This window comes from Gammaproteobacteria bacterium, assembly GCA_029881255.1.
In the GTDB taxonomy this organism is placed as follows: Bacteria; Pseudomonadota; Gammaproteobacteria; order S012-40; family S012-40; genus JAOUMY01.
This window is the reverse complement of the sequence record JAOUMY010000001.1, coordinates 466,174-478,634: the sequence shown is the minus strand read 5'-3', so window position 1 is coordinate 478,634 and position 12,461 is coordinate 466,174. Positions and strand designations below refer to the sequence as shown.

Below are 12,461 nucleotides of genomic sequence, written 5' to 3'. Positions count from 1 at the left end.
TATGCGAAACGCTGTAAAGCCACGACCTGATACTATTTTAGGTCTTTCCCCCTCAACAATCCCACTCTAAAGGCAATAATTTTTTCTAGAATGCCGCTCGAAACTGTACTCCGCTGTATTTTCCGTTATAGCTGGGACCGACGGCTAACTCGTGTCTGAATAGATAGCGATAAAAATAATTCACCCCGACAGCTAACGTTGCGCCGGCGACTACATCATGCGGCCAGTGCTTCTTTGCGTAGACGCGACTCCATCCGACGAAACTTGCCGCCAAATATGCCGGAATGCCTGCGCGCCAGCCATATTGGCTATGAATGTACGCTGCCCCTGCGAAAGCGGACGCTGTATGGCCTGAAGGAAAAGAATGATCCCCACCGTTAGGACGTGTCTCATTAATTGCAAATTTTCCGATGTGTGTAATCGCTATTGTTGTGGTGTAGGCGGCTAAAAATTGCTTGGTATCGTCGTATTCGTTGTCGTGAAGTGTTAACAGTAACGCGGTGACAGGTAAGGCTACTTGACCTATATCACCGCCGAGTTCGATGGCTGTATACTCAGCATGGGCCGTGTTTACCAGTAGGTGTATGGCAAACAAAATTAGTAGATAGCGCACGTAAAATTGTTTAGTAGCGTATCGCATACCAGAAACTTCCAAGCAATTCGTGTATGGCATAGTAGCTTTTGAGAAACGCCTTCGCGTTAGGAATAAAATCAAAAAATGTCAGAGGCTTTTTACTAAACCCTTCAAACGCCGTTGGTGCGGCTACTACCTCCAGGCCTTGCGCCTCAAATATTGTTACCGCGCGAGGCATATGCCAGGCATTAGTGACTAGTAGAATCCGGCGTATTCCTTGTTTTTTTAATATCTTATTGCTGAAGATCGCGTTTTCGGCTGTATTTACGCTTTCATCTTCCACCCACTGGGGCGAAATCTGAAAACTTTGTTTAAGTGTTTCACTCATCAGCCAACCTTCTGGTTGCCGGTCTTCCAGTGGGCTTCCACCTGTTACTAAAATCGGCAATCCAGTTTTGTGCTGGATAAAAACGCCATAACGTAGTCGTTCCAGTGTCACCTCGGAAACAGTATCGCCTTGGTATTCCGCCGCGTCGTAACTACGGCCACCTCCGAGAATGACGATGGCTTGCGCACTTTGGCCAGTTAGTCTATCGGGTGCGATTGCAGGGTAAGGCTCTATTATGGACATCAAACTCATGGATGCAATCGGCAGCGTGAGTATAAACAATGCAAAAGTCGCAAAGTAGATGAGGCGTGTTCCCCAAGCATTCTTCCTTCGGTTCAGCCAAATTCCTGCTACTAGCAACAATATCAGTCCACCCGGCGGAAGTATCCATTCAGAAATGAACTTGCTTATATAAAATCCCACGAATTTAGATCCTGATTTGATAGGTGATATTGCCCGCTTCGTCCAGGATGCCATTTTTACGCAACCAGATGTATGCGTCATCGGCGTCTTGCTCAAACCAGGCGCGTGCCGATCCAAGGCGAAAGCTGTAACCCCAGGCGTCCATATCTTGGAACATGCGTGTTTTACCAAACCCTCGAATAGTATCAGCCAATAAAATCTGCAAATAACAAACACTATTTTCCTCCGCGTAATCACCACCGGCATTTGTGTGCAGATCTGATCGGCGTGTCTGTTCCATGCAGATATAGTGACAGGACTCGTGCAAGGCCGAATGTAAAGGCGTATCGTGTCTTACGTACAGCGTGTTACCAATCAATCCTGCCTCCGGCGCTCCCCAAAAAGTACCGGGGATATCTGAGGTATCGTCAACAATAACAAGCTCCATGCCGTAAAGAGCAAGTAATTCAGCGAGATGTGTGTTGAATTTGGTATCGCAATAGATCATGAGAGTATGTGCCAAAGGGCCGGATTATACGTGAAGAAACATGTTCTGGGCGAATAGTCAGGTGGGTTTCGCCTCCAACATGAAAACGCTACAATGCTGGACTGACTTGGCACAGGTAGACTAAATGACTAACGCAAAAGCTCGTAAAGGCAACAAGAGTGGTAAAACCATGGCTGATCAAGCTGATCGCCATGTGCTTTACCAGAAATCTGTTCAAGCTCCCGAGACTGAAGTCGAGTTTTTCGAAGATAGCTTCAAGGAATTGCGCGGACGCACACCTAGGACAATGCGTGAAGATTTCTGTGGAACGGCGGCGTTAAGTATGACCTGGGTGGCCCGAGACAATAAACGACGCGCGATCGGTGTGGATATCTGTCAGGAGACTCTAGATTGGGGAATCCGGCACAACCTCAAACCTGCTGGTGAGGATGTAGCGTCGAGAATTACACTGTTAAACGAAAATGTCGTCGATGTGGAAACTGAAGAGGTCGATCTTATTTGCGCGATGAACTTCAGCTATTGCATATTCAAAACGCGCCAGGCCTTGTTAAACTATTTCAAAAATGCCCGTCGTGGCCTGAAAGAAGACGGTCTGTTTTTTCTGGACTTACTCGGTGGAACAGCAACCATCGATACGGTTGAAGAAGAGCGGGAAATAGAGGATGAAGACGCTACCTATGTCTGGGAACAGGCAGAATTTAATCCTATCACTAACCATTTAATGTGTTACATACATTTCGATTTCGAAGACGGTTCGCGCATGGAGAGAGCATTCGAATATGATTGGCGTCTGTGGTCTATTCCCGAAATTCATGAAATTCTGCTTGATGCAGGTTTTAGCAAAGTTAACGTTTATTGGGAAGAATTTGAGGAAGACGATGATGACCCTGACAATGACTATCTTGTGGGAACGGGAAACTTTCGGAAGGTAACAGAAGTTGATCAGCAGGAATCCTGGTTAGCTTATATCGTGGCGGAGAAATAGCTGAATGATTAAAGTAGGTGATCGCGTTCCAGACAACATTTCTCTTCAATATATGGATGGGAAACGTGTTAAAGACATCAGTTCTGGGGAGCTATTTTCCAAAGGACGGGTTGTTTTATTCGCTGTTCCTGGCGCCTTTACGCCAGCATGTTCTGAGCAACACTTGCCGGGATATGTTTCACACTCATATGATCTTAGGCAAAAAGGCATAGATGATATTGTCTGTATTGCGGTAAATGACGCATTCGTTATGAATGCCTGGGCAAAAGACAATAATATTGTGGATGAAGTTCGATTCATCGCCGATGGAAACGGAGATTTTGCCAGGGCAATAGGCGTTAATATGGACATGACACGTTTTGGATTAGGCGAGCGTTCCATGCGTTATTCCATGCTTATCGAAGATGGAATCGTAACGATATTGAATATGGAAAATGGCGGCGCTTTTGATGTTAGTAAAGCGGAAAAAATTCTGGATGCGATATGAGTACTGAAGACGACTGGCGTTCAAAACTTACGCCAGAGCAATTCCAAATCTGTAGGGAAAAAGGCACGGAAGCACCGTTTTCCGGGGATTATAATTCTGTGGAAGGGAGTGGTGTGTTTCATTGCGTTTGCTGTGGAACACCATTGTTCGAAACAGCATCCAAATATGATTCGGGATCGGGTTGGCCTAGTTTTTGGGCGCCAATCAGTGATTCTTGTATCCAGGAAACCGTAGATTTGAGTCACGGAATGCGCCGCGTTGAAATTACATGTTCTGAATGTGATGCGCATTTAGGGCATGTTTTTACCGACGGTCCCGCGCCCACGGGTCTTCGTTATTGCGTGAATTCAATTTCTCTAAGATACGAAAAGGAATGAACGCTACACTTGCGGCCGCTGAATCATTTTTTTGTCTCGACGCCGTAACGCCGCTACAGGTATTGGATATCCCCGAAGCGCGCAAACAAGGCGTACGACTACAGATTAAACGTGACGATATGACACACCCAATTGTGTCAGGCAATAAATATCGCAAGCTAAAATATAATGTCTTTTCTGCACTTCAACAGAACTTTGGTACTTTGCTGAGTTTCGGCGGATCTTTCTCGAATCATATTCACGCTCTTTCGGCAGTGGGCAAAATTCTCGGCATAAATACCATCGGTATTATTCGCGGTGAGGAGAGTTATGCCGAAAATCCAACGCTGAGCTTTGCAGCGGGACAAGGTATGCGCCTTTGTTTTGTAAATCGTGAAGAATACAGGCAAAAAGAGACAGAGCAATTTGTCACAAAGTTGCGAGACCGATTTGGTGAATTCTATATAATCCCCGAAGGAGGTAGCAACGAATATGCCTTACGTGGTTGCCAAGAACTTGCGGAAGAAATATATAGCCAGTGCAGTGAAACAAATTATATCTGTGCAGCGTGCGGCACAGGCGCAACGATCGCTGGGATGAGTGTGGCAGCCGCCGAACTCGAGAGAGGAAGCGTTATAGGATTTCCGGTACTAAAGGCAGAAGGATTTTTTGAGCGAGAGATTTCTGCATATCTAGCACCAAATGTGAACAAGAGCTGGCAATTAGTTAGTGATTACCACTTTGGTGGTTACGCGAAGTTAAATAGAGATCTTTTGTCGTTTAAGTCCGATTTCGAAACGCGTACAGCAGTTCCACTCGACCCTATCTATACGGCGAAAATGGTCTATGGTGTTTTTGATCTTCTGAACAAAGGCTTTTTCCCTCGTGGTAGTGTCGTCACTATGCTACATAGCGGGGGCTTACAAGGTAATGCTGGTCTGGACACTGTGTTGAAACGAAACAGGGTGGAATCGTGAGTTTTGAAGAGGGATTAAAGGCATATAAGTCTGGCGATGTACGGCAGGCCATACAGCTATGGCAACAAGCCGCGGAAAACGGCGACCGGCTTGCACAATTCAATATTGCTGTGATGCTCGAAAATGGTGAGCATCTCAGTGCTAACCCTTGGGAAGCTCGAATATGGTATCAAAAGTCGGCTGACCAAGGTTACGCCCCTGCGCAATTCAATCTGGCCATGATGTTTTACTACGGACAGGGCGGCGCGGTAGATAAGTCTCAAGCCGCATATTGGTACGCGTCGGCGGGCAACCAGGGCATGGCTGATGCCCAGTTTAATCTTGCCCAAATGTATGCTGAAGGAGATGGCGTCACAAGAAATTTCGAGATCGCGGTGCAGTGGTATCGCGTGGCGGTCGAACATTTGCATATGCAGGCAGCAAATAATCTTGGAATCCGGTACGCCATGGGCGAAGGCGTGCCACGCGACGATATGGAAGCCTATAAGTGGTTTAATATCGCTGCAGAATTGGGCGATGTCCAGGCGGTGCGTCATCGAGAGCGCGTCGGAAAGGAACTTTCAGCAGAGCAAATGGTCGAAGCCGGGCGCCTAGCTATGAGTTGGCTGGCTGAGCGCTGTCGTTAAAGACACCCAAACATGAGGTCTTGACAGCGGGAAAAATTTTCGAATAATTCGCCATGATTGCTTAACTGACGAATAAATCAAACAAGGGTTTTGCCAATATGAGCATGATCAAAGTCGATAATCTTGTAAAAAAGTTCGATCAACAAATAGTCGTGGATGGAATTTCCTTTAGTGTAAATAAGGGGGAAGTTCTGGGTTTTCTTGGTCCGAACGGGGCTGGAAAATCGACAACGATGAAAATGATAACAGGGTTTCTCTCTCCTTCATCGGGTCGCGTTGAAGTGTGCGGCGACGATGTAGAGTCCAATCCGGTACAAATCAAAAAATCCATTGGTTATCTGCCTGAGGGTGCGCCAGCCTACTCCGATATGACGCCGATGACATTTTTGTCATTTATTGCGGAAATTCGTGGTTTTCACGGTGAGGAGCGCCAGCGAAAAGTCGACGCCGCTGTCAAGAGAACGAATCTTCAGAGCGTAGTACATAAACCAATTGAAAACCTGTCCAAAGGATTTAAGCGGCGCGTTGGGCTTGCACAGGCAATTTTGCATGATCCTCCTGTCTTGGTAATGGACGAACCGACAGATGGTCTGGATCCTAACCAGAAGCACGAAGTGCGAGAACTGATCGCTGAAATGTCCAAAGAGAAAGCGATTATCGTTTCAACGCATATTCTTGAGGAAGTGCATGCGATCTGTAGTCGCGTGATTATCATTGCGAAGGGGCGTGTGGTGTTTGATGGAACCCCTGGGGAACTGGAATCAAAATCTCGTTACCATAACTCCGTTGTCTTGCGTTTCTCCAGTGCTGTACCGGCAGATGTCGAGACCAAATGCAAGGCGATACCTGGTGTGGCAGATGTCGAATTGCAGGCCGAGGGAGTTATTCTAATCCCTGAAAAGGGGATATCGATTGTTGAAGGTCTAAACGACCTAGCTCGTGAGCAATCATGGCACCTAAAAGACTTCCATGTACAAAAAGGTTTTCTGGATGAAGTTTTCCGACGCGTCACTATAGATGCTGGCGCTGCGAAAGAGGAGGCCTTGTCGTGAACAATATCCGCGCCATATTCAAACGTGAATTTGCGAACTATTTTGCTACGCCTGTGGCATACGTTTTTCTCGTCATTTTCCTAATGCTGACCGGTGTCTTTACCTTCTATCTAGGTGGATTTTTCGAAAGAGGTCAGGCCGATCTGATGCCTTTCTTCAATTACCATCCTTGGCTTTATCTCTTTCTGATACCTGCTTTATCGATGCGGCTGTGGGCAGAAGAGCGAAAAAGCGGTTCGATTGAATTGCTGATGACATTGCCTATCTCCATCAGTGATGCCGTTATTGGTAAGTTTCTAGCTGCCTGGGCATTTACCGGAATCGCACTATTGCTGACGTTCCCTACCTGGATAACCGTGAACTATCTCGGTAGCCCTGACAACCTGGTAATCGTTGCCAGTTATGTCGGTAGTTTCTTAATGGCAGGTGCGTTCCTGGCAATAGGGTCATGCATATCCGCTATTACGCGAAATCAAGTAATTGCGTTTGTGATCTCGGTGGTTATCTGCTTCACGTTTATTTTGGCAGGTTTCCCCATGGTGCTCGACTTCTTCAGTGACTGGGCGCCGCAAATCTTGATTGAGGCTATTAGTGGCATGAGCTTCCTCACGCACTTCAGCTCTATCACTAAAGGCGTCATAGATTTTCGAGACCTAATCTTTTTTGTCTCTTTTATAGCCTGTTGGTTGTTCGCCAACGTAATTTTTGTCGATATGAAAAAGGCTAACTAGGAGGGTATTACATGGATAAGAAAAAATTGCTCTCGTCATCCGGCCTGATTATAGCCGGTGTATTGTTGTTATTGATTAACTTGGTCGCTGGTCTGCTGTTCAAAAGTGTGCGGCTGGACATGACTGAAAACAGTTTGTATACCCTGTCGGACGGTACCGAACGAATCCTGGAACAAATTGATGAGCCTGTGACCTTGCGCTTTTACTTTTCTGAAGCCCTTTTTTCGGGGATTCCAGTGGCACAAAACTATGGGCGTCGAGTGAAAGAGTTGTTAGAAGAATATGCCAATATCGCTGACGGCAAAATTCGATTGATCGTTGAGAATCCTGAGCCCTTTTCCGACGAAGAAGATCAAGCGGTGCGCAAGGGTTTGCAAGGCGTACCCGTCGATGCTGCGGGCACACAGGCCTATTTCGGCCTGGTAGGTACCAGTTCCACTGATGAAGAAGAGATTGTTCCGTTTTTTGCGCCAGACAAGGAAGAGTCGCTTGAATACGATTTGACCAAGTTGGTGCACAAACTTGCGAATCCTAAACGCAAAGTTGTCGGTTTAATCAGTGAGCTTCCCCTTGAAGGGGGCGCACCGGCAAACCCTTTTGGACCACAGCAAGGCGATGGCGAGTGGTATATTCTTTCGCAGATTAAACAACTATTCGAAGTGCGTAAATTTGAATCGTCTGTTACATCAATTCCGCAAGAAATTGACGTCTTGATGATTGTTCATCCCAAAACGCTTTCTGACCAAACGCTGTTCGCAATTGACCAATTCGTGCTGGGCGGTGGTCGTGTGCTGGTTTTTGTTGACCCGCACTCAGATGTTGATACGCCGCCTACCGATCCTCAAAATCCGATGGCTTCATTTCAGGCAAAGCGTGATTCAAGTATGGAGAAGCTTTTTGATGCTTGGGGCGTTGAGCTTGTAAAAGGGCAGGTTGTTGGCGACATCAAATCAGCTACCCGAGTTAATGCCCGTGCCGGAATGAGAGTTCAGCCAGTCGAATACGTTGCCTGGCTGTCATTGGACGAAGACAATTTCAATTCTTCTGATTTTGTAACCGGCGAATTACGCAAAGTTATGTTGGGGACCGCCGGACGGCTGAAGAAAAAGGAGGGTTCTACGCTTGAATTCAGTCCGTTGCTGGAAACGTCAGATCAGGCTATGACCATACCACAAAGCAGTTTTCAGTTTCAGGCACGCCCACTGGAGTTGTTGAGAAATTATCGTGCTGGCGGTGAGAAGCTAACCGTCGCTGCGCGCATAAGCGGAAAGTTCAAAAGCGCCTTTCCTGATGGGTTGAAAAATGGTGATACCACACAGAGTGGAACCAAGGAGAGTAAAGAAGATTCGAATGTGATTATTATTGCGGATACCGACATGCTTGAAGACAAAATGTGGGTACAGTTGCAGAATTTCTTCGGAAACCGTATCGCATTTCCACAGGCCAATAACGATACTTTTGTAATCAATGCGCTCGATAATCTGACGGGTAGCAATGACTTAATCAGTCTGCGCAGTCGAGGGCGTTCTGCACGACCATTCGAAAAGGTACAAGAGTTGAAGCGAGAAGCAGAGACGCGTTTCAGAGACAAGGAAAAGCAATTGCAGGACAAATTGCGTGAAACTGAGCGCAAACTATCCGAGCTGCAACGCCAGAAAGAAGGTGGTAGTTCGGTTATTTTGAGTTCGGAGCAGCGTACGGAGCTTGAAAAATTTCGCGAACAGCAGGTACAGACGCGAAAAGAGTTGAGAAATGTTCAACACCAGCTTACACAAAGCATAGAGGGTCTGGGTTCGTGGCTGAAGTTTCTTAATATTACTATCGTGCCTTTTCTGATTATCATTGTCGCATTGGTTCTTACAATGATGCGTAAAAAGCGCTTACGTGCCAGTGTGAATGCTGTTTAGGCAAGCGAGGTAGATGAAGTGAATAATAAATCTTATCTATATTTAGGTCTTGCAGTCGCAACGTTGTTTGTTCTGGCGATTGTTGTTTCGTCCAGTCAGAACAAGGCGTTAGAAGATGAAGTCAGTGGTGATCAATATCTGACGGAGCTCAAAGGCCGAATAAATGATGTCGCTGGCGTGGAAGTGAGTTTTAGTAATATGCATGCTACCGTTTTGAAAAAGGACGATAGCTGGGTTTTAAAGGAGAAGAACGATCACCCCGTGGATTTCTCACATGTGAAGAATCTTATTCTTAGCTTATCGGAGTTGAAAACCGTTGAGCCAAAAACCAAGAAGTCCGAAAACTATGAGAAGCTAGGCGTTCAGGACCATGTGGCAGGTACAGCGAACAAGCTTATTACGCTAAACGATGGCTCGGGCAATAAAATCGCAGCAGTTATTTTAGGGACGGTGAAAGGCGACACGCTTTATATACGTCGCCAGGGAGAAGAGCAAGCGTGGCTGGTCAAAGGCCGCATCGAAACTCCTGGGGATGAAGCAAACTGGCTTGATAAACAAATACTCGATCTCGATCCAGCGAAAATCAAAAGCGTGGCAATTGAGGTAAGTAAGAAAGAAAAAATACTAATCGAAAAAGCGAAATCGGAAGATAAGGACTTTAACCTGGCTAATGCACCGAAAGGCAAAACCCCAGCATCTGCGTCGGCAGTCAATGCGCTAGCAAACAATTTTCGCAAATTGGAATTCTCAAACGTATATGCGGATGGTCAGGTTGACCTGAAGAAGGCGGAAAAAGCTGAAATCAAGGTAGAAACCTTCGACGGCTTGCTGGTTGATATGGCTGTCTACAAGCAGGAAGAGAAGGACTATCTGATAGTCGCCGCGAGTGCTACGGATATGGCGACTACAGATATACAGGCGCAAAAAGATAATTTGTCTAAACGATGGAAACCTTGGGTTTATGAAATTCCTTCCTTTAAGGCGACGAATTTACGCAAGAAACTATCGGACATCGTTAAGTAGTCAGGCTATAACTGAGATTTCAGCCTCTCCGTCGTGTAGTATCTGCCTGTACGCATCATAAGAGAAGCTGGAAATGAACCGCGGATTATTATTGCTCTTTCTGCTAACGGTTGTGCTGATTTACCTGGGATTTCGCGCCAGAAAGTTTAACACGGTGCTATCGCTTGCCTTGTATACCGCGTCGGCGACGCTAATGTTGCTGTTTTTTGCAGGATTCTTTGGTTTGATTGGCGCTTAGTTAGGCCAAGGGTGGCATGATGTCTTTAAAATTACTCAACACCTCGAACTCATCGGTGTACCTGGGCTCAAGCTGACTTGATGGCTGCGCGATAGTGAGTAAATACTTAATACCTGCTTTTTTAGCTGAGCGCAATACGTTATAGCTGTCATCGATAAACAAGGTGTGTGCAGCGTCGTAGGGTTCTATCGGTTGTAGCGCGCGCCAAAACTTCGGATCCTCTTTTGGGTACCCAATTTCGTGGGAAGTTACAATGGCCGCAAAGTGGGAATCTAGCCCGGTGTATTTCATCTTTAATTTCACTACAGCGCGGTGGGCATTAGTCATTAATACTACGCGTTTGTCGGTTTTCTGTAGAGTATGTAGAAATTCGTTGACTCCTTCACGGATATTGATGAGATGCGCTACTTCCTCCTTCAATGATGCAACGTCCATCTCCAGCTGTTCACTCCAGTAGTCCAGGCAATACCAGTTAAGTGTGCCCTCTTGAGCCTTGAATTTGGGAACAAGTATTTGATTCGCCTCTTCCTTGGCGAGGCCTCTTTGTTCTGCGTAGCGCTGAGGAATGAATTCCTGCCAGAAGTGGTTATCAAAATGTAAATCCAGCAAAGTGCCATCCATATCCAGGAAAACACTATGTATTTGCTGCCAGTCTAGTCCATGTTTCATCTTAATTGGGTCCGCCAAGTCCGAGAAGAAGTAGTATAATCGAGCTTAATTGCCAAAACGACTGAGGTAAGGCGTGGATACCACTGAATCAACCGTAGTTATGTGTTTTTCGGGATTAGATCCGACCGGCGGCGCGGGCATTCAGGCAGATATCGAGACACTTGCCAGCATGGGCTGCCACGCCTCCCCTGTGATCACCACAATTACCTCGCAAGACACGCAGAACGTAAAAGGTCTCATTCCCCTGGATGTAGGCACTATAGTTGAACAAGCCCGCGCGGTTCTGGAAGACATGCCTGTGCACGGCTTCAAAATAGGCTTGCTTGGTAGTGTCGACGCGGTGGAAGCGGTGCATTCTATTTTGCAGGACTATCGCAATATTCCGGTGGTGTTTGATCCCGTGTTACGTGCTGGCGGCGGTGCAATGGTTTCAGATCCGGAAATCCAGGATGCTATGGCAAGTTTGCTGGTCCCGGAAAGTACATTTATCACGCCGAATTCCTGGGAAGCGCGCATGTTATGCCACGAAGCCGACAACCTTGATGCCTGTGCTCACGAGCTTATGGACATGGGGGCAGAATATGTTTTATTGACGGGAACCCATGAAAATACCGAAAAAGTAATTAATGTTCTCTACGGTAACAGCCGCATGATGGACCGCTATGAATGGGAACGCTTACCTCACGATTATCATGGATCAGGTTGCATCCTGGCTTCTGCCGTTGCGGCCTTGCTAGCCCAGGGTCTGGATCCTTTGGCAACAGCTCGTGAAGCGCAGGAATTCACCTGGCAAAGTCTAAAGGCCGCAATTCGTCTCGGTATGGGCCAATGGATACCAAACCGATTTTTCTGGGCAGTTGGAGAGGAGTCAGGTGAGTAGAGCCAAAATTACCGGCGTGTATGGCATTACCATGTCGTCACCCGGCATCCTACGACAAGCCGAGTGTGCTCTTGCGGGTGGCGTCAGGGTATTGCAATATCGCGAAAAGACTTTGCCCTTTGAGCAGCGAGTCGAACAGGCGATGTCTTTACGTAGTATGTGTCATCAGTATTCCGCGCTTTTTTTAATCAATGATGATGTGGAATTGGCGCTGGCAGTTGAAGCCGATGGGGTACATTTGGGTCACTCCGATGGAAGTTACACGGTGGCACGAAGGCGACTCGGTGACCGTATTATGGGAATATCTTGCTATAACAGTCTCGAACGGGCGGTCGAGGCGCAGGCCAATGGTGCTGACTATGTTGCATTCGGCCGGTTTTTTCCGTCACAAACCAAACCTGAGGCGGTTCAAGCCGATATTGGGCTTATACGGCGAGCAAAGAGTGTACTTAAAATTCCCGTTGTTGCCATAGGTGGGATTACGCCAAAAAATGCGGCCACTTTGATCAATGAAGGCGTTGATGCTGTCGCGGCAATTCATGGTTTGTTCGGCTTTGGTGATGCGGAAGAAAATGCTCGCGCCTATACGGCTGTTTTCAGCAGTCCGGTCATGGTGCAAGACTCAAAATTAGCGTTGTGAATTAAAATGAAGGAAAAC

Annotated in this window: 16 protein-coding genes; 12 read left to right on the top strand and 4 right to left on the bottom strand. The window is 46.8% G+C overall.

Translation table 11 applies throughout. The features are described from left to right. Positions 1 to 85: 85 nt before the first annotated feature. The 3 genes from OEZ43_02240 to OEZ43_02230 are packed head-to-tail and all read right to left on the bottom strand — an operon-like array spanning position 86 to position 1,872. Positions 86 to 640: a phosphatase PAP2 family protein gene (locus OEZ43_02240; protein MDH5544380.1), complete on the bottom strand. Its 555-nt coding sequence runs from the start codon at positions 638 to 640 to the stop codon at positions 86 to 88. Further along, complete coding sequence (locus OEZ43_02235; GenBank protein ID MDH5544379.1) at positions 624 to 1,385, bottom strand: YdcF family protein; 762 nt, start codon at positions 1,383 to 1,385, stop codon at positions 624 to 626. The genes OEZ43_02240 and OEZ43_02235 overlap by 17 nt, the downstream gene beginning before the upstream one ends. Positions 1,386 to 1,389: 4 nt before the next feature. Next, positions 1,390 to 1,872, bottom strand: coding sequence for a hypothetical protein (locus OEZ43_02230; GenBank protein ID MDH5544378.1), 483 nt, complete (start codon positions 1,870 to 1,872; stop codon positions 1,390 to 1,392). 124 nt (positions 1,873 to 1,996) lie between these two features. Here OEZ43_02230 and OEZ43_02225 point away from each other — a divergent pair, with 124 nt between their 5' ends. The 10 genes from OEZ43_02225 (at position 1,997) to OEZ43_02180 (ending at position 10,254) form a co-directional block, all read left to right on the top strand. Further along, the gene (locus OEZ43_02225; GenBank protein MDH5544377.1) at positions 1,997 to 2,857 is read left to right on the top strand and encodes a class I SAM-dependent methyltransferase; all 861 of its coding nucleotides are present in this window, start codon (positions 1,997 to 1,999) and stop codon (positions 2,855 to 2,857) included. A 4-nt stretch (positions 2,858 to 2,861) separates the two neighbouring features. After that, complete coding sequence (locus OEZ43_02220; GenBank protein MDH5544376.1) at positions 2,862 to 3,344, top strand: peroxiredoxin; 483 nt, start codon at positions 2,862 to 2,864, stop codon at positions 3,342 to 3,344. After that, positions 3,341 to 3,721, top strand: coding sequence for a peptide-methionine (R)-S-oxide reductase MsrB (msrB, locus tag OEZ43_02215; GenBank protein ID MDH5544375.1), 381 nt, complete (start codon positions 3,341 to 3,343; stop codon positions 3,719 to 3,721). The genes OEZ43_02220 and msrB overlap by 4 nt, the downstream gene beginning before the upstream one ends. Beyond that, a complete protein-coding gene (locus OEZ43_02210) occupies positions 3,718 to 4,677 on the top strand; it encodes a pyridoxal-phosphate dependent enzyme (protein ID MDH5544374.1) in 960 nt (319 codons plus the stop codon). Before msrB ends, OEZ43_02210 begins: the two co-directional genes overlap by 4 nt. Continuing rightward, a complete protein-coding gene (locus OEZ43_02205; protein ID MDH5544373.1) occupies positions 4,674 to 5,303 on the top strand; it encodes a sel1 repeat family protein in 630 nt (209 codons plus the stop codon). Before OEZ43_02210 ends, OEZ43_02205 begins: the two co-directional genes overlap by 4 nt. Positions 5,304 to 5,407: 104 nt before the next feature. Beyond that, positions 5,408 to 6,355 carry an ABC transporter ATP-binding protein gene (locus tag OEZ43_02200; GenBank protein ID MDH5544372.1) on the top strand — a complete coding sequence of 316 codons (948 nt, stop codon included), beginning with the start codon at positions 5,408 to 5,410 and terminating at the stop codon, positions 6,353 to 6,355. After that, positions 6,352 to 7,086, top strand: coding sequence for an ABC transporter permease subunit (locus OEZ43_02195; protein ID MDH5544371.1), 735 nt, complete (start codon positions 6,352 to 6,354; stop codon positions 7,084 to 7,086). The genes OEZ43_02200 and OEZ43_02195 overlap by 4 nt, the downstream gene beginning before the upstream one ends. A gap of 11 nt (positions 7,087 to 7,097) precedes the next feature. Further along, positions 7,098 to 8,993 (top strand): Gldg family protein, encoded by a 1,896-nt coding sequence (locus OEZ43_02190; protein MDH5544370.1) that lies wholly within the window; start codon positions 7,098 to 7,100, stop codon positions 8,991 to 8,993. Between the two features lie 18 nt (positions 8,994 to 9,011). Then, positions 9,012 to 10,016, top strand: coding sequence for a DUF4340 domain-containing protein (locus OEZ43_02185; protein ID MDH5544369.1), 1,005 nt, complete (start codon positions 9,012 to 9,014; stop codon positions 10,014 to 10,016). A gap of 73 nt (positions 10,017 to 10,089) precedes the next feature. Further along, positions 10,090 to 10,254 (top strand): hypothetical protein, encoded by a 165-nt coding sequence (locus OEZ43_02180; GenBank protein MDH5544368.1) that lies wholly within the window; start codon positions 10,090 to 10,092, stop codon positions 10,252 to 10,254. Here the strand turns inward: OEZ43_02180 and yrfG are convergent, their stop codons facing one another. Continuing rightward, positions 10,255 to 10,923 (bottom strand): GMP/IMP nucleotidase, encoded by a 669-nt coding sequence (yrfG, locus tag OEZ43_02175; protein MDH5544367.1) that lies wholly within the window; start codon positions 10,921 to 10,923, stop codon positions 10,255 to 10,257. A gap of 73 nt (positions 10,924 to 10,996) precedes the next feature. Here yrfG and OEZ43_02170 point away from each other — a divergent pair, with 73 nt between their 5' ends. Together OEZ43_02170 and thiE are read left to right on the top strand one after the other, a co-directional pair. Then, on the top strand, positions 10,997 to 11,803 hold the full coding sequence (locus tag OEZ43_02170) for a hydroxymethylpyrimidine/phosphomethylpyrimidine kinase (protein ID MDH5544366.1): 807 nt from the start codon (positions 10,997 to 10,999) through the stop codon (positions 11,801 to 11,803). Continuing rightward, positions 11,796 to 12,443: a thiamine phosphate synthase gene (gene thiE, locus OEZ43_02165; GenBank protein ID MDH5544365.1), complete on the top strand. Its 648-nt coding sequence runs from the start codon at positions 11,796 to 11,798 to the stop codon at positions 12,441 to 12,443. Before OEZ43_02170 ends, thiE begins: the two co-directional genes overlap by 8 nt. Positions 12,444 to 12,461 lie beyond the last annotated feature (18 nt).